The sequence below is a fragment of the Humidesulfovibrio mexicanus genome, from assembly GCF_900188225.1.
GTDB lineage: Bacteria > Desulfobacterota > Desulfovibrionia > Desulfovibrionales > Desulfovibrionaceae > Humidesulfovibrio > Humidesulfovibrio mexicanus.
The window spans coordinates 93,632-116,324 of the sequence record NZ_FZOC01000007.1; the positions used below are offsets into that span (position 1 = coordinate 93,632).

Below are 22,693 nucleotides of genomic sequence, written 5' to 3' on the forward strand. Positions count from 1 at the left end.
ACAAGGGGGGGGGCGGCGCTCCCCGGCCGCGGCCCGCAGCGCCTTACCCCCGGCGGAAGGCCTCGCCGACGATGCCCAGACGCCTCAGGATCTTCTGCAGGGAAAAGCGCTCCACTCCGCTCAAGCGGGCGGCTTCGGAGATGTTGCCGCCGGTGTGCTCCAGCAGGCGGGCCACGTAGTCACGGGTGAATTCGTCCAGCACCAGGCGCTTGGCCTCCTTGTAGGGCGACACGCGCTCCGCCGCACGCGCCAGCCGCCCCCCGGACTCCGCCTGGCGCACATGGGCCGCCTCGATGCGCTCCGCTGGGCAGAACACCGCCATGCGCCGGACCAGGTTCACCAGCTCGCGCACGTTCCCCGGCCAGGACCGGCTGGCGAGAAAGCTCAGCGCCTCGTCGGACAGGATCTTCTGGACCACGCCCAGCTCGCGGCAGACCGTGCGCAGAAAATGGCTGGCGATGCGCGGAATGTCCTCGGTGCGTTCGCGCAGGGGCGGCACGTGGATGGAGAGCACGTTCAGGCGGTAGTAGAGGTCCTCGCGGAAGCCCTGGGCCGCGATCCGGGCCTCCAGGTCCTGGTTGGTGGAGGCCAGGATGCGCACATCGACCATGGCGGAATCATTGGCGCCCACGGGGCGCACCTCGCCTTCCTGCAGCACGCGCAACAGCTTGGTCTGCACGCTGGGGGGAATGTCGCCTATCTCGTCCAGCAGGATGGTGCCCCGGTTGGCGGCCATGAACAGGCCCGTGCGAGCCTTATCCGCACCGGTAAAGGCCCCCTTCACGTGGCCGAAAAGCTCGCTTTCCAGCAAAGTGTCCGGGATCGCGGGGCAGTTCACCGTGACAAAGGGGCCGTTGGCCCGTGCGCCAAGCGACTGGATGGAGCGGGCCACCAGCTCCTTGCCCGTGCCGGACTCGCCCCGGATGAGCACCGTGTAGTCCGAGGCGGCCACGGCGGCGATGGACTTGCGCAGGCGGCGCATGGCCGGGCTGTCGCCGATGAGCATGGGACCGCACTCCACATCCACGGCCTTTTCGCGCAGGCGCAGGTTTTCGGCCATGAGCTGGTGGCGCTCCATGGCCTTGCCCGCCACGCGGAACAGCGCCTCCTGGTCAATGGGCTTGGTGAGGAAATCGTAGGCCCCTTCCTTGAGGGCGGCCACGGCGGTCTCCACGGTGCCGTACCCCGTAAGCATGACCACCGTCAGCAAGGGATCCCGGGCCAGGGCCGCAGTCAGCAGATTCTGGCCTGAAATGCCCGGCATCCGCAGGTCGGTGATGAGCAGGGCATGGTCCTCGCGGTCCAGGGCCGCAAGCGCCTCCGCGCCGGAATGCCGCACCGCCACGCGCCAGTCCGGAAACTGGCTGGCAAGCAGCCGCGCCAGCCCCGCGGCGAAATCCTTCTGGTCGTCCACCACCAGCACCGGGCCGGGGGCAGGGGTGTGGCCGATCATCGCTGGCCCTCGCGCATGGGAACCTCCGTGCAGACGGGTCGGCCAAATGGCCTTCCCACGGGGTAGCAAGGCCCTGCCCGCCGCGTCAATCTCGCGGGGATGGACGGAACGTCTGCGAAACCCGGCCGGGCCACGCGGCCACGGGCCACCGCCTCGCCAAGGTGCCTCCTTCTGGTGGCGGCGGCGCAACTCCAGTTGGCGGCCGCGGTGCGATCCATCTAATTAAATGCTTATATCTCGGTATATTGGACATACATAAACTTGGCCCGAAATGTGCTTTTCCGCAGCAAGACGGGATGCCCAAGGCGGCATCGGCTTGTGTTGCGGAAAAGCGGATCAGACACCATCCACATCCTCGGGAGGAGGCTTTCGCGTATGGCTGAAGAAAAAACGGACAACAACATTGTCATCGATCACGGGCAGAGCCAGTGGTCCGACCTTTGGAAAAAAGAGGACTTTCTGGCCATTTGGGTGGGCCTTCTGGTCATAGCGGTATGCTGTTTCGCATACTTCACCTTCGCCCCCAAGGAGGAATTCTCCCAGAAGATCGAGGCCGCCAACGGGATCCAGCAGGCCGAGGCGGCCCGCGCGCCCTTCAAGACCATCGCCTGGCACAAGGCCGCGGACGACAAAAAGAAGCTCAAGGCGTCCAGCTCCCCCTTCGGCAAGTTCGCCACACACTGGACCAAGCACCCAGGCGGCTGGACCACAAACCCCGTGGACGCCCTGATCCGCACCGAGGACCAGGCCAAGGCTTTGAACGAAAAGAACATGCCCAAGTTCGAGACGGCCAAGGCCGCCAATGACGCCGCCTTGGCGCTGGCCGTGACAGCGGAGAAGGCCGCGGAGGCCGCCTCCTTCCAGAACACGGCCCTGAACGACGAGGCCGCGGCCAAGATCAAGGCCTGGCGCGCCGAGCACAAGAAAATGGGCGACGCCAAGAAGAAGGTGGAGAACAAGCCCTACAACTACCTGCCAACCCTGGTTGGCCTCTGCGTGTTCCTCATCGTGCTCTTCGGCGTGGGCATCCGCATGATGGGCGGCAGCTTCGGCGGCTTCGCCAAGGGCTTCGGCGTGGTCTTCCTCACCGCCTGCCTGGCCTACATGCTGGGCAACCAGGCCATCTCCAAGCAGTATGGTTTCGGCGCGGAGGCCTGGGGCGTGCTGCTCGGCATGGTCATCGCCAACACCGTGGGCACGCCCAAATGGGTGCTGCCCGCCTGCCAGGTGGAGTTCTTCATCAAAAGCGGCCTGGTGCTGCTGGGCGCGGAAGTGCTCTTCAACAAGATCATGGCCATCGGCATCCCCGGCATCTTCGTGGCCTGGGTGGTCACGCCCGTCGTGCTGGTGACCACCTACATCTTTGGCCAAAAGGTCTTGAAGATGCCCTCCAAGACGCTGAACATCACCATCAGCGCCGACATGAGCGTGTGCGGCACCTCGGCGGCCATCGCTACTGCGGCGGCCTGCCGCGCCAAGAAGGAGGAGCTCACCCTCTCCGTGGGCATCTCCCTGGTCTTCACCGCCATCATGATGATCGTCATGCCCGCCATCATCAAGGCCGTGGGCATCCCGGAGATCCTGGGCGGCGCGTGGATGGGCGGCACCATCGACTCCACCGGCGCCGTGGCCGCGGCCGGCGCCTTCCTGGGCGAAAAGGCCATGTATGTGGCCGCCACCATCAAAATGATTCAGAACCTGCTCATCGGCGTCACGGCATTCTTCGTGGCCATGTACTGGTGCCTCAAGGTGGAGTGCCAGGACGGCCGCAAGGTGGGCGTGGGCGAAATATGGCACCGCTTCCCCAAGTTCGTTTTGGGCTTTGTGGCCGCCTCCATCCTGTTCTCCTGGATGGACTCCACCCTTGGCCCGGACATGGGCAACGCCATGCTTGAGCAGGGCGTGGTGCGCGGCGGCACCCGGCTGCTGCGCGACTGGTTCTTCGCCCTGTCCTTCGCGGCCATCGGCCTGGCCACCAACTTCAGAGAGCTGTCCAAGTACTTCAAGGGCGGCAAGCCGGTGATTTTGTATGTGTGCGGGCAGTCCTTCAACCTTGCCCTGACCCTGGCCATGGCGTACGTCATGTTCTACCTGGTGTTCCCCGAAATCACCGCAAAGATCTAGAACGACAAACAGATTGCGCAACTACGGGGGGGCGTCGATGGCGCTCCCCCCCACCAACCGGAGGAGGCGCGATAATGCCGGAGAAGAGCTTGCCGCTGCGGCTCAAAAACTTTACTGTGGTCCTGGGGCTGATGCTGCTGTTCGTGTACGGCGCGCTGCCCCTCTTGACTCGGTCCTGCGCCCCGCTGCAGCGCATGGCCGAGAGCCTGGAAAACAACGGCATCGACCCTACCCGCTGGTATTTCACGGATGTCGAGCAGGTGAAGGAGTCGGAACAGCACCTGAACATGGTGCTGCGCGACCAGTAGCGCAGCCCGCCTGACGGGGAGGGGCCGGAGGGCGAGGCGTAGGCTTTGGGGGGGCGGACCCTGTTTCAACGCGGCCGGAATGGAAGGCCGCGCAAGGTGGCGGCTTCGCAAGAAACGCCCACCCAAGGATCGACCGATGCCTTCTCCCCTGTTCTGCAAGATCCAGCGCAAATTCTTCCTCGGTCTGGCCGGGCTCTTCTTGATGTTGGGCGGGGTGCTGCTGTTTGCCCTGAACCAGCACCTGCGGGAAATGCTGCACATCGAGGCCGAAAGCCGCGCGGAACTGGTGTTCGCGCATCAAGCCTCCTTGCAGCAGTATGTTCGCGAAACCCTGCGCCCCGCCGTGCGCGATGTCCTGCCAGACGACCAGTTTTTGCTGGAGGCCATGAGCACCTCCTTCGTCACCCGGCAGGTGTTCTCGGAACGCAACAGCCACCGCGACCAGTACCTCTACCGCCGCGTGGCCCTGGCGCCGCGCAACCCTGACGCACAGGCCAACGCGCTGGAACGCGGGCTCATCGACCACTTCAGGAACACTCCCACGCTCAAGACCTTTCGCGGCTACCGCGACATAGACGGCGCGGAACACTACGTGCTGGCGCGGCCCGTGCTGTTCGAGTCGGAATGCATGTACTGCCACGGCGACCCCAAGGACGCCCCGGCCGTGCTCCTGAAACGCTACGGCCCGGTGCGCGGCTTCGGGCGCAAGGCTGGCGAACTGGCCGGCCTGGACCTGGTGGCCATGCCCGTGGACAGCGCGGTCAAGCACATCGAGCAGTCCATCACCATGTTCGGCACCTCGTTCTTCGCCGCGGCGATGGGCATGTTCCTCATCATCCTGGCCTTCTTCAACCGCCTGGTGGTGACCAACCTGCGCCGCCTCACGACCATTTTCCGCGAGACCTTCGACAGCCCCGGCGACCAGCACATTGTCGCCAGGCTGGAGGGCGGCGACGAAATCGAGTCACTGCTCAAGGCCTTTGGCGAATTCGCCACGCACCTGCGCCAGGCGCGCAGCCAGCTGGAAGACTACGCCGCAAACCTGGAGGGCATGGTGCAGTCGCGCACGGCGGCCTTGAGCCAGGAGGCCGCCGAGCACCAGACCGACGTGCGCCTGTTCGTGGAGCTTTTGGGCGACCTGAACCACTGCCAAACCCACAACGAACTGCTGGAAAGGGCCCTGCCCAGGCTTGCCGAGCGCTTCAAGGCCGCGCGGGCGGCTTACCTGTGCGCGTCCTTCGGGCGCAGCCGCAACGAGTGGCCGCCGGGCAGCGGCGGGCTGGACCAGCTCCCACCGGACTGGCAGGAGCTTTCGCGCTCCGGCCGGGTGCGCATGGAGGCCGACCGCGTCTTCGTGCCCGTGGCCTCGGCCGAACTCTCGCGCGGGCTTTTGGGCCTGTTCTGGAACGGCCCAAGGCCGACGGACCTCTCCGAGGACGTGCTGCTGGCCCTGGGGCAGCAGGTGGCCATCGCCCTGGAGAACCTGGAGGCCATCAGCGCCTTGTTGAGCCAGAACCAGCTTCTGGAACACATTTTCGAGGGCATCGCCGATCCCTTGTTCCTGGTGGACGGCGGCGGCGGCGTGGCGCTGGCCAACTCCTCTGCCAGGGCCATGCACGGCGGTCTGCGGCCCGGAATGCCGCTCCAGGACTGGTTCGCGGCCTTCCAGACCCCGGAGGAGCAGGTGCGGGCCGTTGGCGCGGCGCTCGCGGCGGCCGCTCCCTCCGGGCTGGAGATAGAGCTCCCCGGACCGCGCTACCTGGCCGTGGACGTGTACCCCACGCTCGGCCAGGCCGGGCTGGACCGGGCGGTGGTGCTGGTACGCGAAACCACCGCCGAAAAGCGCATGATGGCGCAGATGCAGCAAAGCGAGAAGCTGGCCGCGGTGGGGCAGCTGGCCGCGGGCCTGGCCCACGAGATCAACAACCCCCTGGGCGTCATCAGCTGCTATGCCCAGCTGTTGCAGAAAAGCCAGCAGGACGAGCAGGCCAAGGCCGACCTTGAGGTCATCGTGCGGCACACGCGCAAGGCCAAGGAGGTGCTGCAGGGGCTTTTGGGCCTGGCCAGGGTGGACAAGGACCACTGCGGCCCGAGCGACCTTGGCGCCGTTGCGCGCGACCTGGTCCAGGTGTTCCGGATGCAGCTCGGGACCTCTGGCGTGGCCCTGGAATGCGACCTGCCTGCGGACCTGCCCCCGGTGAAGGCCGGGGTCTCCGCCCTGGAGCATGTGTTGACCAACCTGCTGGTGAACGCCTTCGACGCCGTGCCCCAGGACACGGGGCGCATCCGTGTGAGCGCCGCCGCCTCCCCGGACCGGGAGAGCGTCGTCCTGCGCGTGGAGGACAACGGCCCGGGGGTGCCGCCGGAACTTGTAGGCAAAATTTTCGATCCCTTCTTTACCACCAAGGATGTCGACAAAGGCACGGGCCTTGGCCTCACCGTGGTCCACGAGACCATGCGCGAGCTGCGCGGCTCGGTGGAAGTGCAGGGCGGCCCAGGCGCGGCCTTTGTCCTGACCTTCCCCGCCGCAGCCCAACCTTTCCAACAGCCCCAACACGGAGTTGAACATGCGTGACCATTTGCAATTGACCGTCGGAGCAACCCTCATGACCCTGGCGCTCCTGCTGCTCGCCTTCGCGCCCCAGGCCCTGGCCTCGGGCGGCGACCTGCACCATCAGGCCGAGGAAATCGGCCGGTTGCTGGACTGGACCTGGGCCATCCCCTTCGCCGGAATGCTCCTGTCCATCGCGGTGTTTCCCCTGCTCGCGCCGGGCTTCTGGTCGCAGCACTTCGGCAAGGTGGCGGCGGCCTGGGCGCTGGCCTACCTCATTCCCTTCGTGGCCGTCCACGGGTGGGAGCTGGGCCTCTACCAAGTGGTCCACACAGCCCTGACCGAGTATGTGCCCTTCATCATCCTGCTCTTGACCCTGTTCACCATCACCGGCGGGGTGCACCTCTCCGGCACCCTGGTGGGCGCGCCCCTGGTGAACACGGGCATCCTGCTCATCGGGACGCTCCTGGCAAGTTGGATGGGCACCACCGGCGCGGCCATGCTGCTCATCCGGCCGCTCATCCGGGCCAACGCCCACCGCAAATACCGCGCGCACACGGTTGTGTTCTTCATCTTCCTGGTGGCGAACATCGGCGGCTGCCTGACCCCCTTCGGCGACCCGCCGCTGTTCCTGGGCTTCCTCAAGGGGGTGCGCTTCTTCTGGACCACCCAGCACCTGCTGCTGCCCCTGCTGTTCATGGCCGCCATCCTGCTCAGCCTGTACTTCCTGTTGGACAGCGCCCTGTTCCGCCGCGAGGGCAGCCCCAAGCCGCCCAAGGCCAAGAAGGCCAAGCTCAAGCTCGAAGGCACGGCCAACCTGTTGCTGCTGGCCGCCGTGGTGGTCTGTGTGCTGGCCAGCGGCGTGTGGCATCCGGACATGGGCTTCGAGGTCTTCCATGTGCACATCGAACTGCAGAACCTGTTGCGCGACCTGGCCCTGCTGGGGCTTACCGGGGCAAGCCTCATGATCACCAGCGCAGAGCTGCGGCACAAGAACTCCTTTGAATGGGAACCCATGGAGGAGGTGGCCAAGATCTTCGCGGGCATTTTCGTGTCCATGATCCCGGCCATCGCCATCCTGCGCGCGGGCACGGAGGGCGCCCTGGCCGGCCTGGTGGGGCTGGCGGCCCCCGGAGGCGTGCACGATCCGGCCATGTTCTTCTGGCTTACGGGCATCCTCTCCAGCCTGCTGGACAACGCCCCCACCTACCTGGTGTTCTTCAACGTGGCCGGAGGCGACGCCCAGGCCCTCATGGCCGAGGTGCAGACCCTCTTGGCCATTTCCGCGGGCGCGGTGTTCATGGGGGCCAACAGCTACATCGGCAACGCCCCGAACTTCATGGTCCGTTCCATAGCGGAGTCCAGCGGCGTCAAGATGCCGAGCTTTTTCGGCTACATGATTTGGTCGGTGGGGATTCTCGTGCCCTGCTTCGGCCTGCTGACGCTGCTCTTCTTCCGCTAGGTGGAAGCCGAAGGCGCCGGGCCACAACGGAAGGAGAGAGCCATGCCGGAAAACAACGCACAGCACATGCCCGGATGGATGCGCATGGCGGAGCGCTTCGGTTTGGTGCGGGGGGGCCTGACGGTGTGGCTGGCCGGACTGGCCGGGCTTTCCCTGAACCTGGGCTTCCACGCGCTGGCCGCAATCGCCCTGGCGGCGACCGGCTTCCTGCTGGCCGACACCCTGTGGTGGAAGCCCAGGCGGGATTCGGCCCGGGCCGCCAAAGCACAGAAGCGGCCGCAGGGACCGGCCTGACCCCATTGGGCGGCAGTCCTATGCGTCGAGGCGGCGAAGGCCGGGAGCGAGGGGCGCGCCGCCCCCCTCCCGCGCCGCGCTAGCCCAGGGTTTCGCGCTCGCGAAAGCCGATGAGATAGAGGATGGCGTCCAGCCCGAGGGTGGAAATGCTCTGCCTGGCCCCGGCCTTGACCTTGGGCTTGGCGTGGAAGGCGATGCCCAGCCCGGCCAGCCCCAGCATGGGCAGATCGTTGGCGCCGTCGCCCACGGCGGCCACCTGCTGGAGGCTGATGCCTTCCTTCTCGGCCAGGCGGCGCAACAGTTCGGCCTTGCGCGCGCCGTCCACCACGGGCCCCACCACGCGGCCGGTGAGTCGGCCGTCCTGCACCTCCAGCTTGTTGGCGAAGACGTAGTCGATGCCGAGCAGTTCCTTGAGGCGCTCGCCGAAGTAGGTGAACCCGCCGGAGATGATGGCCACCTTGAAGCCCAGGCGCTTGAGGTTCACGATGAGGCGTTCGGCCCCTTCGGTAAGGGGCAGGCTCGCGGCCACATCCTCCAGCACGCGGGCGTCCAGGCCCTTCAAGAGGGCCAGCCGGCGGCGCAGGCTCTCCTTGAAATCGTATTCGCCGCGCATGGCCCCGGCGGTGATGGCCGACACCTCGTCACCCACCCCAAAGCGCTTGGCCAGTTCATCGATGACTTCCACCTGGATGAGCGTGGAGTCCATGTCGAAGGCCACCAGCCTGCGGTTGCGGCGGAAGACGTTGTCCTCCTGCAGGGCCACGTCCACGCCCATTTCACTGCTCATGTCCATGAACTCGCGGCGGATGGCGGTCCAGTCGGCCGCGGCCCCGCGCACGGAGAACTCCACGCAGGCGGGCCTGGGCTCGGCGCCGTCCGTCAGGGACACGCGGCCCGACAGGCGGTTGATGATGTCGATGTTGAGCCCGTGGCGGGCAAGGGCGCCGGTAAGGCGCGAAATGTGCGCGGCCTCGAGCCGCCTGGCCAGCAAGGTGACGATATGCCTGGGACGGCCCTGCACGGTCACCCAGTTCTCGTAGCGTTCTAGTCCGATGGGCGTGAGCTTGAGCGCGACGCCCAGCTCATGGGCCTTGAACAGCAGGTCCTTGAGCACCGGCGCGGCCTGGCCTTCGTCCGGCAGGGCCACCAGCATCCCCAGGGTGAGATGGTCGTGGATGACCACTTGGCCGATGTCCAGGATGTCCACCCCGCAGGACGCCAGAACGCCGGTCAAGGAGGAGGTGATGCCCGGACGGTCTTCGCCCGTGGCGTGGATGAGGATGATCTCTCGCATTATGGCGGCCCCCTGGCGCAGGAATGGGGCTGTCTTCGCACAAAAGCGGGCCTTTCTCAAGGCCGCGCGCAAGTTGCCGATTGACAAGATTTTGCCAAAACGCTATCATTTTGGCCTTGCGTCACCCCAACCACGGAGGCCCCATGCTGCCCTTTGCCGACATGCGCTGCTGCGATTGTGAACACTGGTCCGATGACGGCTGCGAAGAGGCCGCCGAAGCCCTCGTCCTGGAAGGCTGGCCCAGGGCGGACGTGCGGCCGGAGGAAGACGCGGACGCCTCGCGCTGTCCGGGGTTTGTCCCGGCGCGCGGCCTGCCCGAGGTGCTGGAGGAGGAACGGTCCGGCCGCGAAGCCTCGGCACGGGTCGCGGCCATTCGCGGCTTCATGGGCTGGTGAGGCAGTGCCTTCTTTTTGTCAACGGGCAACACTTGGGCAAAACCGTATGCGCACCACAACGCCCTCCGGGCCGCTCTCAAGGTCCAGCTGGCCGCCCAGTTGGTGGCGCACCAGCCCGAACATGAGCTTCAGCCCCAGACCGGAGGCGTGCTCCGGTTCCAGGCCCGCTGGCAGGCCGGGGCCGTGGTCCTTGAGTTCGATGCGCACGCGGCCGTCCGCTTCGCGGCAGGCGTCGAGCACGACGCGGCCCCGCGCCTCGCCCTGGCGGCCGTGCTTGAAGGCGTTGGCCAGGGCCTCGTTGAGCGCCAGGCCAAGGGGCACGGCCTGGTCCAGCCCCAGGCTCAGCCCCTCCAACTCCACCCTGGCCTCGAAGGACATGTCCCCGGAGTAGACCTCGCGCAGCTGGCGGACCAGGGCGCGCACGTAGCGCTCCAGGTCGATGCCCCGCCCCGCCCCGGCGCCCTCCGCCGCTCCGCTGTGCAACTGGGCGTGCACCAGGCTCATGGCCTGCACCTTGGCCCGCACCTCGCTCAGGCTCAGGCGGGCCTGGGGATCCTCCATCCGCCGCACGGCCATGTCCAGCAGCGAGGTGACCACCTGCAGGTTGTTCTTGACCCGATGCTGCACCTCGCGAAGCAGGGCGTCCTTTTCGCGCAGCGAGGCGCGGATGCGCTCGTCGTCGCGCCTGCCGCGCACGATGCGCCACATCCCGTCCATCAGCAGGGAGACCTGCAGCGTGTCGTCGGGCGTATAGGGCGCGGCCTTGCCCATGAGGGCCAGCACAGCCGCGGGCCTCTCGCCATCAAGGGCGGGCACCCCCAGAAAACGGTCCAGCCCCATGTATCCCTCTGGGCTGCCGTTGGCGGACATGGTGAAGTCGTTCAACACCAGCGGCACCCCAGTGGCGTGCACCACGGCCCAGGGGGTGTGCGTCCCCGCGGGGAGCGGTCCCAAGGGGTCCGGAACGCCATGCCATGCCAGGGGCGTCAGCTGTTGGCCGTCCGCAGAGACAAAAAACAGCGCCCCGCCCCCGCTGGCCGTCAGCCGCAGGGCCTCCCGCAGGGCAAAGGCCGCCATTTCCGCCTCGCCCACGCCGTCAAGGCTTGTCAGCTCGTACAGCGCCTCGAAGCGCGCCTGGTTGCGGCGCAGCTCCGCCTCCATGCGCTTGCGCTCCGAGAGGTCCAGGGCGGTGCAGACCAGCCCCTCGTACCCGCCGCTCTCGTTCAAAATGGGGGAAGAGCTCACCTGCACGGGCAGCACGCCGCCATCCCGGCGCCTGAGGTCGTAGTCGCCGGTGCCGGAAAGCCCCAGGCGCCGCTCGCGCAGTCTGCTCAGCGCCCGCGGCAGCTCCGCGCTGTCGAGCACCTCCCAGGGCCGCATCGCGGCGAGTTCCTCCGCCCCGTAGCCAAGCATCTTCGTCAGGTATTCGTTCACAAAGATGGTCCGGTTCTCGCGATCCACGGCCCACACGCCCTCGTGCATGGATTCCAGCAGCTTGCGCGACGTGCGCTCGCTCTTGCGCAGGGCCTCCTCGGCCAGTATGCGCGCCACGGCAAGGGAAAGCAGCGCCGCGACCCGCTCCAGCAGCAAAGCCGCGCGGGGCCGCTGCTCCGCCTCCAAGTCCAGGGCCACCAGCCGCCCAAGCTCCTCGCCCGCGTGCAGCACGGGCACGCTCACCGCGTTGTCCTGGGCCAGTTCGCGGCAGGGGCTTCCGGACGGGCTTAAGTAGCGGCCGGTCTCCGGGTCGCGGCGTTGCGCCAGCACCTGCCCCGCGCCGGTGATGTCCTCGGCGCAGGCCGAGGCGAGCACCTGGACCTGGGCGAGGTCCGCGCATTCCAACAGCAAGAGCGACAATCGCCCCAAGGCCGCCTCCACGCGCTCCATGCGCCTGCGCGGCCGTATGTCGCGCGCGGTGCCGCAATAGCCGGTGATGCGCCCCGACGCATCGCGCAGGCACCGGGCCAGCGCCTCGACCGGGACGGCCCGGCCGCCAACGTGGATCACCTCCAGGGTGAGCAGCTGGGGCTCGTCCTCCGGGGAGCCGGGCGCGGCCCTGCCCCATTGCTCGATGGTGCGGCCGATGGTCCCGATGGACTCCTTGCTGAGCACGCTGTCCAAGGGGCGCTGGAGCAGCGCGTCCACGCTCTCCCCGGCCAGAGCCTCGGCGGAGGGGCTCAGATAGGTCCAGCGCAGATGGGCGTCCAAGGCCCAGATGACATCGACCATGTTCTCCGCCAGCAGGGCGTACCTGCGGTTGGATTCGCGCAGGGCGTCCTCCAGGCGGCGGCGTTCGGTGTTGTCGCACAGCACGGCCTGCAGCGCGGCGGGGCGGCCCTTGGCGTCGCGCAGGATGGAGCCGCGCTGCAGCACCCAGCGGCGGTTGCCCCAGGCGTCCAGCACCTCGAACTCGTACTCCGGGCGGATGACGCCCCGGGACATCTCCTCCAGCCAACGCGCCCGCTGCGGCCGCCATTCCGGCAGCACCGCGTCCAGCGCGCGCGAGGTCTCGGCGTAGAATTCCTCCGGCCGGTAGCCGAAAATGCGCGTCATGCCCGGACTGACGTATTCGTGCCGGTGGGTGCGCAAATTGATGCGGACGATGACCTGATCGGTCCAGTTCTCGGCCAGGTCGCGAAAACGGGTCTCGCTTTCCCGCAGGGCGGCCTCGGCGCGCTTGCGGCTGGTCACATCGCGCAGAATGAACTGGGCCACCATGTCCTGGCCGGGGGCGCGCGGCCGGAGCACGCCGCTGAGATGGATCCAGCGCTGCCCGCCGTGCTTGTGGGCCAGCTCCAGTTCATAAAAGGGCTGAAGGGTTCCGGAACGGATCTCCGCAAACCAGCGTCGGGCCTTGTCGCGCCAATGCGGCGGCACGACGCGCCGCGCGAGGTCGGGATCGTCGTAGAACTCTTGCGGGGTGTAGCCGAGCATCCGCTCCATGCTGGGGCTCACGTATTCGTGCCGCCCGGCGTCGAGGTTCACGGACAGGGCCACCTGGTCCGGCCACAGTTCGATGAGCTGGCGGAAATGCTCCTTGCTTTCGCGCAGCTCCGTCTGGGCCTGGCGCAGCTCCGTTATGTCCGTCGCCACGCCCTGCAAAAGCCAGGCGGCGCCGTCCGGCGTGGCGCCGCGAATCTGCCGCTGGCGCACCCAACGCAGGCTGCCGTCAGGCCCGATGACCTGGAACTCGTACGCCTCGGCCACTTGTCCCCGGTCGATCTCGGCAAGCCAGACGGCCATCTGCTCGCGCCAGGCCGGGGCCACGCAACGCAGAAAGGTGCCCGCATCGCGGTAGAACGCCTCCGGAGAAAACCCGCACAGGGCCTCCACCGAGGGGCTGATGTACTCGTAGCGGGCCCCGGGCAGGCGAACCGAGAAGTACACGTCGCTGGAATTTTCGGCCAGCATCCTAAGCCTGGCGTCGCGCCGGGTGAACGTACGGGCGCGGGGCTTGCACAGTCTGCGGCGCTGATGTATAGACCCCTTCGACATGGCTGCAGGCTGCTGTTTGGCGGTGAGGCGCATGTCCACTGGGTAGCGCACTTCGGTCCATTTTGCACCTCCGCAAAAAAAGCGGTGAGCGAGGGCCGAAAGGTGTTGACACGGCAAAAGGCCGCGGATAAAAGGGCCTTCCCTCGGGGGCCGTTAACTCAGTTGGTAGAGTATATCACTTTTAATGATAGAGTCGAAGGTTCGAGTCCTTCACGGCCCACCAAAGGCTCTTTTCCACGTCCCCATCGTCTAGTGGCCTAGGACACTGGCCTCTCACGCCGGCAACAGGGGTTCGAACCCCCTTGGGGACGCCAGCAAATCCACATGGTTACAGCCCCGTAGCCATTGTTTCAGCCAGCGGATACACTGGCGGATATCCAGAGCCCTCGGAAGTAACGATTCCGAGGGCTCTGCCGTTCTGGGCGAAGGGGATAACCTTCGCCTGTCCTCTGCCTCTCGTGGCCGCTTCCTGAAGCCGGTCCAGGTCGCAGCCGAGACTCTTCAAGTAGCGCTCCGTGGTGGACGCGCTTTCATGGCGCAGCCACTTCTGGATCTCGTGCACAAGGGCGCCGCCCTTGTAGAGCATGACCGCCCGTAAGTGCCGGATGGAGTGGAAGCCAAACGGCCGCACCTCGGCCCGCTTGCACAGCTTGCGCATGACGTGCTGGCGGTACAGGAAGCGGCCGCCGGGGTTGTGGTTCGGACTCGGGCTGTCGTCCAGGCAGGTGAAGACGTACTCGGCGCTTTTGTACGGCCGCGCGTCCCACCACCAGACAAGGGCCTGACGCAGCTCCGGCAGGATGGGAAGTGGGTCAACCCTCCAGGATGAGCCGCGGGTCTTCCGCGTCCGCAGGAGCAAGACATTCGCCTTGAAGTCGACATCCGCCCAGGTGAGGCGGAAGAGCTCGTCCCGTCGGGCCGCAGTGTACAGGTAGGCCATCAGCATCACGCGGTCCTGCCCTTCGGTTTTCTCCAAGACCTTCCAGAACTCCTCTTCGGTGGGCACATGACGCGGGTTGCGCTCCTCCGGGAACCTGTCCACGTCCAGGAACGGATTGCCCGTTTTCGGGAAGCCGTCCATGAACTTTCGGCCCCAGGTCCAGCCCGCAGCCAGGTTCTTGCGGTCGCGGTTGGCCGAATAGCCCGAGCGGGCTTTGCACTGGCCACTCAGGAAGCCCAGGGCCACCCCTGGCGTGATCTTGGTCACGTCCAGGTCCCCCAGGGCCTTGATGAGCCGGGTCATGGCCGTCCGCTTTTCGTCGAAGGTGCTATCGGAGAAGCGCACTTGCACATCCTCCAAATAGGCCAGGGTCCAGTCCGAGAGCTTCAGCACGGGCGTGCTTACCTGTTGCACAGCCTCGCGCTTCCACGTCTCTTCCCACAGCACGGCCTTGCGGTGCTCTTTTGCCCCGCTCCCGAACCACTTGCTGGCCACGATCTTCCCGCTGACCTTCACAACGGCGCGCCACCTCTTGGTTCCACGGCGTGTGGTCTCTGTTGGCATCGATGAATCTCCTCATTCGGTTTTCAAAGAACCGCCAGCGTCCCGGAGCAACCTCCACGCCGCCAAGTGAGCCACCATATTTCTTCACAGTGCGCACGTCCACACCCAGGAACGCGGCCACGGCCTGTGGGGTCATGGGCTCGCCATACTCGAGCTGGAGCCGCCGCACGGCGTCGATGCTTGCCTTTTCGTTCATGCCCTTCCCTCCCAACCCATGCGCCGCCAGGTCTCGGGGTCGATGCGCAGGGGCGTTGCCAAACACTGCTCCAGGTTGAGGAACAGACCGTGGTGCTCGATGTGGCCCTGGTGGACCAGCCGCCAAAGCAGCGATAGGCCGAAGTCGGCCAGGGTCACGTTCATGTACAGATCCTGCTTGGCCAGGGCCTCGGCCATGCCGCAGGAAGGTTCGGAGTCGTCGTCCTGGGTCGCTATGTCCGGGTACAGGTCCAACACCGTGGGCAGTTCCTGCGCCGCTGTCTCGCGCCCCTCGCACTCGTCCACGAACTCGGTCAGCGTCACGGACCTGGCCAGCGTCTCCACCTTGCCGTTGGTGCCGAGAACCACCTGGCCGGTGGACCGGGAGTTGCCGAAGTCGAGCCAATAGCTCGCGTCCTTGAGCCACCCCTTGAAGGCGTGGCCGATTTTATGGCGCGCCCGGCCGGAGTCCACGCACCCCACCACCATGTCGAGCAGGCCATGCCGCTGCCAGGCCAAGCCATCGGGCTTGCCGGAGCCGATGGCCACGGGCAGGGCCTCCCAGTCTAGGGCGAAAAAACGGTTGATGCGCGTCACCAGCACGCTGACCTTGTGCTGGCCAACGTCTCCGGGCGAAAAGGACTGCCGCCCCACGTTTGAGGGGCTCACGCGGTCATGGTCGGCCACCACCACAAACAGGCCCGGCCGACCCAGGGCGCGCAGGGCGTGGTCCATTCTGGCCAGCCCGTTGAGCACCTGGCTGCCCGTGCCACCCGCGCCGACAAGCAAGACGCCCACGCGGTGCGGGGCGTTGGCCGAAAGAGCCTTCGAGGCGTAGTGCCGCATCGCTAAAACCCCTCCTGTTGCAGGTAGCCGCCAAGAGTCACGCCCACGGGCACCAGCCGGGCTAAGGGGAACTTGCCCTTGCCCCCGACCAGCGTCTCCCATAGAGGCTTGAGCGAACCGCCCTTGACCCGAGCCTCTCCGCCCAAGTGCGCGCAGAACTCCGAGTTCCAGAACGCTCTCTCGGCCTCCTCGATGCGCCGCGCGGCCGTTCCCTCGCGCTCAAAGCGCGCCGAGCCCATGCACATGCGGCCGTCCTGGAAGCAGTTCCAGAGGGGGAGCTGAAAAAGCGGCGCCTTGGCCAGCGGCCGCTTCGCGCCGGTCTTGAGGGCGAAGACAAGAAGGCTGGCACCCTTGAGCGCGAAGAACAGCGCCGGAACGTGGGCCGTGCCCGAAGGCAAGCCGATGTCCGCCGCAAGGCGCAGGTGGTGCCGCCCGGCCGGAACCCACCACGCCAGATCCCCGGAAGGCGCGGCGGCCAGGATGCGCTCGGGCAGCATGCCGTGCCCCACCGCACGGGTTTCCTCGTCCAGCGCCTTGGCCAGCCTCCGGGCGGCGCGCAGCGACAAGGGTTTGCCCGCCAGCAGCACGGGCTTTCCGCGCGAGACGGCCACCGCGTGAGTTTCCACATAGATCCCGCCGGAACGTCGTCCGCCGAGGGTGTGGACGCCAAGGTGCTCCGGCTCCCCCTGGACGTAGACGGCCAGCATCTGCCGCAGTGCGTAGTCACTATCGGGGATCGTCATCTATCACTCCGCAAGCCTGCTCGGCCAAGGTGTTGAAGCCTTCCAGGGCCAGGGCCAGGGCGCGCAGGCCGACCGAGCGGGTAAGAGCCTTCGCGCGGAGTTCCTCCAGACCGTTCGGCCGGGTCCTGCGGAGCTTGCCGCCGATGGAGGGCAGCATGAAGCCGACGTTGTTCAGCTGGTCGTTGAACGCTTCGGTGCTGAGATCGAGAAAGCGCGGGGAACACCAGTGGAGCGAGAACAAGGAAATAAAAAGCTCGCCGTCGAAGTCGCCGCTCTCGATCGACTCCTGGTCCACCAGCTTCCAGAGCGGACCGAGATCGCGCATCGCTGTCAGGATCAGCCGCCCCCAGGCCACCCACTCCGGCCCCACGGCGGCGCGGCGCACCCGACCCTCGAAGCGGCGGGCAAGGTCCTTGCGCGCCGCCCGCCCGCGCACGCCGCCCAGCACCTGTAGGGCCACATCGCGCAGCTCTTCCGCCTCGCTGTCGCGCACCCCCACCTGCACAGGCCCTTCGTCCTCGTCCGCGCCGCCATCGCCATAGCCCGCGCAACATTCCTCGAACCAGTCCGTCCACCGATCGAAGGAATCCACTCCAAGGCTGGTCAGCAGGCCCAAGCCATCGGAAGCATAGTCCCACAGCCCGCGCGAAAAGCCGCGCAGCCGAGGCAGGTGGCGCAGGTCCGCCCAATACAGCTTGAGGTCCTCGGGGATGGCGTCCTGCAGGCAGACTTCAGCAAAGACAAAGAAGCCGCGCTCATCCTGGCCAATGGTCACGGCTGGGCAGTCGGGGGCGCAGGAAAGAACCTGTCTGTAGTAACGCCAGCAGAATGTGAGTACCTCAATGGACGACTCCTGGCCGGTCCAGTCCCGTTTGGCCTCAGGAATCCGCCAGTCTCCCAATTCCACCTGCTTCTTGAACAAAGGCCAGAGGTCCAGAAGCGCCCGGTCAGGGTCTCCCGGGAACGAACTGAGGCCTTGCCGGCACTCCACCTCATGCCACGGACGCATCAGAGGCAGGGAAGAAATGTTCGGCAGGGTCAGACCAGAGGCGAGAGCAGGCATCGCGGCGTCTCCATGGCTTTGGGCAGCTCCACGCCGCGCATGTGCGCGGCTGCGCCCTTGGATTCTTCGAGCAGCGCCGCGAAGGCCCTGTGCGCGCGCATGGGGCGCGTCTCCGCGCCCGGAGCCGAAGGGTGGCTCTCAGGCTGCGCGCCGCGCGCGCCCCGCTTGGGCGCTGCGCGGCGCAACCTCTTAATGTACTCCGCCGTGGTCATCCCTTGACTCCGACGCTGCCGGTGAAAACGTAGACCTGTTTGCCGTCCTTAACCTCCGGTCCTTCGACGCCGGCGCTGGCCAGCTCGGGGTAGACCTGGGCGTAATGGGCGCGGACCTCCTCCGGGCTCATGCCCGTGCCGGGGTCAGTCAAGACGCGCTCATTGCCCTTGCCCTGGCGGGCCACAAACTCACGCGGGAGAGCTTTGACTTCAAGCGCCATGATCCTCTTCCTCCTGCTGCGCAGTTTCGACCGCGGCGGTCGCCGTGCCACCCGTTTCCGCGCAGGCGCTGCACAAGTCCGGTTCGACCCACGAGCAGCCGCCCGAGCAGGCCTGGTCATCGGTGCAGCCGCACTTGCGGCACGTGCGCGCAGACTCGGCCGGGTCGCTGTCCATGGTCAGGAACGAGGCCTGCGGCGCCACGGGCTTGGGGTCGGGCTTGGGCTCCTTGGCCTTGCCGCCCTTCTTCCCCCCTTCCATGGAGGCCTTGGCCTGGGACAAGTTGCTTGCCAACGCGGCCACATCGGGAGCGTATGCCAGCACGGCGTCCAGAAACCCGGCTTCCAGTTCGGCCACCGGGCCACTCACGGACAAGGGGGTGAGCTTGGGCTCCTCACCCTTGCCCACGGGGAACTCCGGCACCAGGACCACGGCCATGGTGTCCGCGCCGGTGCGGGTGAGGGCGAAGCGAACGCTGCCCTTGTCGGGAATCAGATCAAACAACTCCTTGAACATGGTTCCTCCTAGTCTTTCATGATGAGCGGCATGAGGATCAACGCGTAGTCCCAATCCCCGTCATCCTGCCCGGTGATGAGGCACGGGCCTTTCTCGCCGCAAATATCCAGGCGCACGCGTTCGCTGGTGAGGTTGCGCAGCATGTCCGCGAGGGGCTTTACCGGCAGGGCCACACGCACGGGGTCGCCCTGGAAGTCCGACACGAGGGCTTCTTCGGCCTTGCCCTGGTCGGCCTGGGCCGAAAGCGCCACGCCATCGGCATCAGCGTTTGCGGTCAGCACCGCGCCGCTCATAACCTCGGTGGTGAACAGGGCAAGGCGGTCCAGGGCGGCGAGCAGGGCCTCGCGGCCAGCCTCCAGGCGCGAGGGCGCGGCCTCGGCCCTGGAAAGCAGCGCTCTGAACGAGGGGTAGCTCCAATCGCTGATGGGCAACGAGAACATTTCCTCCGCCGTGCGCAGATGCAGCCGCTTCGCGCCCACTGCGACCTGGACGCCGCCCGGAGGCAGCCAGCGCCGCAGCTCATCCACATAAGCCCAATGCAGCAGCAGGCCCGCGTCGGGCAGCAGAGAGCGCAACGTGGTGTCACGCACCAGGGTCCGCGCCAGCTGGTGGCCGTCGAGACCCACCATGGCCACTTCCTCGGACTTGGGGTCCGGGTCGATCTTGAGACAGGAAATGCCTTCCATGCCAGCATCGCGCCCGACGCAGAACAGCACGCGGTCAATGGCCTCGGCCAGCATCGCGCCATCCACGGCCAAGCCGCCCGCAGGCGGCTCCAGGGCAAGGCTCTCAGAGTCCCAGGCTGCTTCTGCGGCCAGGGTGTACTTGAGCTTTTCGCTCTTGAGCACGATGCTGCCGGCTTCGTCGGTCTGGAGGGTCAGGGGCCACGCCGGCAGGCGCTTGACCAGATTGTGCAGGAATTTGCCGCACACGGCGGTTTCGCCCGGCTCCTGCACCTCGGCCGGGACCTTGCCGCAGAACTCAATGCTGCCGTCGGTGGCCATGACCTTCAGCTCACCCTCGGCCGCGCTCAGGATCAGCGACCGGAACCCGGCCTGCCCTTTGCCGGATATGCGGGCCGCAGTGGCCAGCTGCGCCGCCAATGCGGCCTTCTCAATCTTGATCAACATGTTCTCCCTCCTCACATGCTGAATTCATGCGCGGCCAGCTCCGCGCTCACGTCGCGCAGCTGCGCGCGCAGGGCCTGGACCTCCCGCCTGGCCTCGGCCAGCTCGGTCAGGTCGGCAGACTTGGCCTGCACCAGGTCGTCAAGAGTCATGCGCGACACGCGCTGCGCCTCCGCCACTGCGGCCTCCAGGGCCTCCAGCCTGCGCAGAATCATGTTGACCGTGCCCTCGACGCGGGCGCGGCTGGCGTCGCGCAGAGGGTCGCCCTCGCCCGACAGAAGCCAGGGCAGAGAGACCCCGGCCGCGTGCAGGGCCAGCAACAGACGCACGGGAAGCGTGGTGCGCTTGAGCATGGCCGGGCGCACCGGAACCGCGCCGTCCACCAGGCTGCCCGCCTCGATGTAGCGGCCGAGGATCTCCTTCATGTGCGACCGGGGGCCTTTGACGGTCAGGCGGCTGGCTGCGGGATCCTGTGCGGCCGGGCCATCCGGCAAGAGGAAGTGGCCCAGGAGCTGGCCCTTGACGCGGTGCATGGCCGCGCAGACCTCCGGCGCGGGCGAGCCGTCCCTGTCCTCGATGACGTGGCCGAGGTACCGGGCCATGTCTGCGGGCTGCACTCCGGCGGGCACACAGGCCGCGCGGAACACCAGGGCGATGAGCATGTCGTTACTCATGAGGCACCTCCAGGAAGACGAAGCCTGCCCGGCCCCTGGGCCCAAGGGTTGTAGCTGCCGCCCGCAGCGCGCAGGGCCTGCAGCGCTGCGTCCAGGGCGCCGCTTCGGTGCGCCCACTCCAGGAAGTCCGCGTCGCGCAGCGCCGCGAGGATGGACGATTCGGCCAGATAAAGGCCGAGCGGGTGGCCGCAGGGCAAAGGCTCAGTGAACATCTGGCCCGGGGCCAAAAGGAAGATGGCCTCGCAGGCGTAGCAAACGCCGATGCGGGATTGGAGGCGCGTGGCCGACACGAGCGTGGTCGCGGGAAGGGCGGTCATGCGGGCACCTCCGTGGCGGCCAGGGCGGCTTCCCCAGCGGAAATCCAACACTCGATGACCGCCCGCGCAAGGATGCAGCCCGGCTCTGGGCTGGCCTCTGGGCAGCATCCTGCCGCACCAGGGCAACACGCTGCTGGGTGTTGAATCTTTAGCTGCAGCGCTTTACGCAAGGCGTCCCGCTCGGCCTCGACTGCTTCGGCACGTGTGTGTGGTCGGCAGTGTTCCCCGTGGTGCCACAGCATGGCGCAAAAGGCCGCGACATCCACAGGATCGCCTTTGGCCACATGCTCCGCGAGCTTGCCGCGCAGTTCCTCCACACAGCCGGGGTCCTTCCAGCCGTTGCCGTAGCCGTACTTGATTTCGGAGGCGAGGAGTTTCTTGGCCAAGGCCTCGGCGAAGCGCCGCACCAGAGCCCTTGTGTCGGGGTGCAGATCGCCCGGAACACGGACTTCGACTATTTGCGCAAGCGGGGTACTGCAAACCATGTGGGTGACGTATATCCGTGAAGGCATTTTATTGCTCATGTGCTCCCTCCTTTGAGTCTTCCCAATCCAGCAGGTGTCCGCGCTTCAAGCCAGGTACCGGGGTGAAGGACTGGAAGTGCGCGCCTGCGGGCAGGGCCGCGGCGTCAATGGGCAGCCGCTTGGGCATATGCCGACGGCAAACTTCGGCCAGCCGCGTGCCGCCCTGCACGATGATGGCCCTGTCCGACTGCGAGGCCTCGGGGTGGCGCAGCGCCTGCACCACCAGGGCGTCGATCTTCTTCAAGAGGTCGTAGAGGGGCTGAGTCGTCGACATGCGTACCTCCTCCGGTTCCCTGCTGCGGTCACTTCGTCGGAATGCCCGCAATGCTCCGCAGTCCGTTGATGGTTCCCAGGGTTTCGTTGGCCACGTCCATCAACTCGCGGATGAGCTGGCGGGCCTCGCCCTTGTCTATCTTGTTGTTGCGGATGGCCTGTTCGCCGACCCGCGCCACGTCGCCCAGCTCTTTGAAGAGCACTCCCATGCGGAGCACGAGCGCAGCGCAGTCAAGGTCTTTGGGCACGCGCCGGAGCCCGCCCGCATCAGCGTGGGCCCTGGCCCAATCAAGAAGGATGGTGTTGCCAAGCACTGCGAGCAAGCGGGGGAAGTCCTCGAAGCACCACCAGTAACGCTCGCTGGTGAAAATTCGGTTGGCGTTGCTCCAACCCCAGCCCATGTCCTCCGCGATTTTTACGCGCGACTTGCCGGAGCGCGTCACGGCAAGGTCCAGGGCATCGAGAAGTGAGAGGTCCTGCAGGTCAATGTCGTCGCTCATCGTGAGGTTCTCCTCGGGATCTCATCTTGCTAGGGCGCGGGCGTGCGCTTAGGGCCAAAACAAGGGGGCAGCCGATCAGGCTTCGGCTTGCTCCAGGGCGGCGCCGATGTGTGGTCCGGGCTTCTCGCGCGAGGGCGCTGGAAGAAGATCCATGGGCATACCGAGCTGGCGCAGCATGTCGATGTAGCGCTGGGGGCACTCGCCGCTGGAGAGGATGGCGGACACCCGCGGAGGCTTGACCCCGAAGAGCTGCGCCAAGGCCCGGCCAGAATGGCCGTTCTGGCGCAGCCACTCCTTGCGGAGCGTCGAGGTGGGGACGTGCAGTTGACCCTTGCTGGTAGTTGCCGTAACCATTCACTGAACTCCTTTTGATGCCCTGCGTTGCCTGGGCATCTTTTCGCGGAGGTATTCGAGACCGGGGAGGAAGTGCTGTCCGTCCACATCCACCTTTTGCGCGGCTTTTTGTGCAGCTCCCCGCGCCAAGGCCGCGAGCCTTGGCCGGGCGTGCATGAGCGCCTGCCAGTTCACCCTGACCGAGCCCATGCGGAAGCGAACGCGTTGACTGGACTTGCTCATGCTGGCCTCAAACAGTTTCCTGAAGTGTTCG

General features: G+C 66.7%; 24 protein-coding genes and 2 tRNA genes. 8 read left to right on the top strand and 18 right to left on the bottom strand.

Annotated features, from left to right (window positions below; translation table 11 throughout):
- Nucleotides 1-43: 43 nt before the first annotated feature.
- The gene (locus tag CHB73_RS13675) at nucleotides 44-1,453 is read right to left on the bottom strand and encodes a sigma-54-dependent transcriptional regulator (protein ID WP_089275162.1); all 1,410 of its coding nucleotides are present in this window, start codon (nucleotides 1,451-1,453) and stop codon (nucleotides 44-46) included.
- A 375-nt stretch (nucleotides 1,454-1,828) separates the two neighbouring features.
- On the opposite strand from CHB73_RS13675, the gene CHB73_RS13680 reads away from it, so the two are divergent.
- The 5 genes from CHB73_RS13680 (at nucleotide 1,829) to CHB73_RS13700 (ending at nucleotide 8,192) form a co-directional block, all read left to right on the top strand.
- On the top strand, nucleotides 1,829-3,577 hold the full coding sequence (locus CHB73_RS13680) for a YeiH family protein (RefSeq protein WP_089275163.1): 1,749 nt from the start codon (nucleotides 1,829-1,831) through the stop codon (nucleotides 3,575-3,577).
- 74 nt (nucleotides 3,578-3,651) lie between these two features.
- Entirely contained in the window at nucleotides 3,652-3,885 is a 234-nt protein-coding gene (locus tag CHB73_RS13685) for a hypothetical protein (RefSeq protein WP_089275164.1), read from the top strand.
- A gap of 136 nt (nucleotides 3,886-4,021) precedes the next feature.
- Entirely contained in the window at nucleotides 4,022-6,460 is a 2,439-nt protein-coding gene (locus CHB73_RS13690; RefSeq protein ID WP_089275165.1) for a c-type heme family protein, read from the top strand.
- Nucleotides 6,453-7,898, top strand: coding sequence for a sodium:proton antiporter (locus CHB73_RS13695; protein WP_235641616.1), 1,446 nt, complete (start codon nucleotides 6,453-6,455; stop codon nucleotides 7,896-7,898). Before CHB73_RS13690 ends, CHB73_RS13695 begins: the two co-directional genes overlap by 8 nt.
- A gap of 42 nt (nucleotides 7,899-7,940) precedes the next feature.
- On the top strand, nucleotides 7,941-8,192 hold the full coding sequence (locus CHB73_RS13700; RefSeq protein WP_089275166.1) for a hypothetical protein: 252 nt from the start codon (nucleotides 7,941-7,943) through the stop codon (nucleotides 8,190-8,192).
- 79 nt (nucleotides 8,193-8,271) lie between these two features.
- On the opposite strand, the gene serB is transcribed toward CHB73_RS13700, so the two are convergent.
- Nucleotides 8,272-9,486: a phosphoserine phosphatase SerB gene (serB, locus tag CHB73_RS13705; RefSeq protein WP_089275167.1), complete on the bottom strand. Its 1,215-nt coding sequence runs from the start codon at nucleotides 9,484-9,486 to the stop codon at nucleotides 8,272-8,274.
- A 143-nt stretch (nucleotides 9,487-9,629) separates the two neighbouring features.
- On the opposite strand from serB, the gene CHB73_RS13710 reads away from it, so the two are divergent.
- Nucleotides 9,630-9,881: a hypothetical protein gene (locus tag CHB73_RS13710; RefSeq protein ID WP_089275168.1), complete on the top strand. Its 252-nt coding sequence runs from the start codon at nucleotides 9,630-9,632 to the stop codon at nucleotides 9,879-9,881.
- 18 nt (nucleotides 9,882-9,899) lie between these two features.
- Here the strand turns inward: CHB73_RS13710 and CHB73_RS13715 are convergent, their stop codons facing one another.
- Nucleotides 9,900-13,373: a PAS domain-containing sensor histidine kinase gene (locus CHB73_RS13715; protein ID WP_179217050.1), complete on the bottom strand. Its 3,474-nt coding sequence runs from the start codon at nucleotides 13,371-13,373 to the stop codon at nucleotides 9,900-9,902.
- A gap of 147 nt (nucleotides 13,374-13,520) precedes the next feature.
- On the opposite strand from CHB73_RS13715, the gene CHB73_RS13720 reads away from it, so the two are divergent.
- Together CHB73_RS13720 and CHB73_RS13725 are read left to right on the top strand one after the other, a co-directional pair.
- Nucleotides 13,521-13,596 (top strand) — tRNA-Lys (locus CHB73_RS13720).
- 15 nt (nucleotides 13,597-13,611) lie between these two features.
- Nucleotides 13,612-13,687, top strand: a tRNA-Glu gene (locus CHB73_RS13725).
- Between the two features lie 14 nt (nucleotides 13,688-13,701).
- On the opposite strand, the gene CHB73_RS13730 is transcribed toward CHB73_RS13725, so the two are convergent.
- The 15 genes from CHB73_RS13730 to CHB73_RS13800 all read right to left on the bottom strand — a co-directional run bounded on the left by CHB73_RS13730 (nucleotide 13,702) and on the right by CHB73_RS13800 (nucleotide 22,662).
- On the bottom strand, nucleotides 13,702-14,829 hold the full coding sequence (locus tag CHB73_RS13730; RefSeq protein ID WP_179217051.1) for a tyrosine-type recombinase/integrase: 1,128 nt from the start codon (nucleotides 14,827-14,829) through the stop codon (nucleotides 13,702-13,704).
- A 240-nt stretch (nucleotides 14,830-15,069) separates the two neighbouring features.
- Nucleotides 15,070-15,918 carry a PRTRC system ThiF family protein gene (locus tag CHB73_RS13735; RefSeq protein ID WP_089275171.1) on the bottom strand — a complete coding sequence of 283 codons (849 nt, stop codon included), beginning with the start codon at nucleotides 15,916-15,918 and terminating at the stop codon, nucleotides 15,070-15,072.
- Between the two features lie 2 nt (nucleotides 15,919-15,920).
- A complete protein-coding gene (locus CHB73_RS13740) occupies nucleotides 15,921-16,661 on the bottom strand; it encodes a hypothetical protein (RefSeq protein WP_089275172.1) in 741 nt (246 codons plus the stop codon).
- Nucleotides 16,645-17,670: a hypothetical protein gene (locus tag CHB73_RS13745; RefSeq protein WP_179217052.1), complete on the bottom strand. Its 1,026-nt coding sequence runs from the start codon at nucleotides 17,668-17,670 to the stop codon at nucleotides 16,645-16,647. Before CHB73_RS13745 ends, CHB73_RS13740 begins: the two co-directional genes overlap by 17 nt.
- Before the next feature lie 29 nt (nucleotides 17,671-17,699).
- On the bottom strand, nucleotides 17,700-17,936 hold the full coding sequence (locus tag CHB73_RS13750; protein ID WP_089275174.1) for a hypothetical protein: 237 nt from the start codon (nucleotides 17,934-17,936) through the stop codon (nucleotides 17,700-17,702).
- The gene (locus tag CHB73_RS13755) at nucleotides 17,933-18,157 is read right to left on the bottom strand and encodes a PRTRC system protein C (RefSeq protein ID WP_179217053.1); all 225 of its coding nucleotides are present in this window, start codon (nucleotides 18,155-18,157) and stop codon (nucleotides 17,933-17,935) included. Before CHB73_RS13755 ends, CHB73_RS13750 begins: the two co-directional genes overlap by 4 nt.
- The gene (locus tag CHB73_RS13760) at nucleotides 18,147-18,671 is read right to left on the bottom strand and encodes a PRTRC system protein E (RefSeq protein ID WP_089275176.1); all 525 of its coding nucleotides are present in this window, start codon (nucleotides 18,669-18,671) and stop codon (nucleotides 18,147-18,149) included. The genes CHB73_RS13755 and CHB73_RS13760 overlap by 11 nt, the downstream gene beginning before the upstream one ends.
- 8 nt (nucleotides 18,672-18,679) lie before the next feature.
- Entirely contained in the window at nucleotides 18,680-19,801 is a 1,122-nt protein-coding gene (locus tag CHB73_RS13765) for a beta clamp domain-containing protein (protein WP_089275177.1), read from the bottom strand.
- A gap of 11 nt (nucleotides 19,802-19,812) precedes the next feature.
- Nucleotides 19,813-20,472: a hypothetical protein gene (locus CHB73_RS13770; RefSeq protein ID WP_089275178.1), complete on the bottom strand. Its 660-nt coding sequence runs from the start codon at nucleotides 20,470-20,472 to the stop codon at nucleotides 19,813-19,815.
- Nucleotides 20,469-20,789: a hypothetical protein gene (locus CHB73_RS13775; RefSeq protein WP_089275179.1), complete on the bottom strand. Its 321-nt coding sequence runs from the start codon at nucleotides 20,787-20,789 to the stop codon at nucleotides 20,469-20,471. Before CHB73_RS13775 ends, CHB73_RS13770 begins: the two co-directional genes overlap by 4 nt.
- Complete coding sequence (locus CHB73_RS13780; protein WP_143337396.1) at nucleotides 20,786-21,313, bottom strand: hypothetical protein; 528 nt, start codon at nucleotides 21,311-21,313, stop codon at nucleotides 20,786-20,788. Before CHB73_RS13780 ends, CHB73_RS13775 begins: the two co-directional genes overlap by 4 nt.
- Entirely contained in the window at nucleotides 21,303-21,587 is a 285-nt protein-coding gene (locus CHB73_RS13785) for a hypothetical protein (RefSeq protein WP_089275181.1), read from the bottom strand. Before CHB73_RS13785 ends, CHB73_RS13780 begins: the two co-directional genes overlap by 11 nt.
- Before the next feature lie 28 nt (nucleotides 21,588-21,615).
- Entirely contained in the window at nucleotides 21,616-22,086 is a 471-nt protein-coding gene (locus CHB73_RS13790) for a hypothetical protein (protein ID WP_089275182.1), read from the bottom strand.
- Nucleotides 22,087-22,161: 75 nt separating this feature from the next.
- A complete protein-coding gene (locus CHB73_RS13795) occupies nucleotides 22,162-22,440 on the bottom strand; it encodes a hypothetical protein (RefSeq protein ID WP_089275183.1) in 279 nt (92 codons plus the stop codon).
- A complete protein-coding gene (locus CHB73_RS13800) occupies nucleotides 22,441-22,662 on the bottom strand; it encodes a hypothetical protein (protein ID WP_089275184.1) in 222 nt (73 codons plus the stop codon). It lies immediately after the preceding gene.
- Nucleotides 22,663-22,693 lie beyond the last annotated feature (31 nt).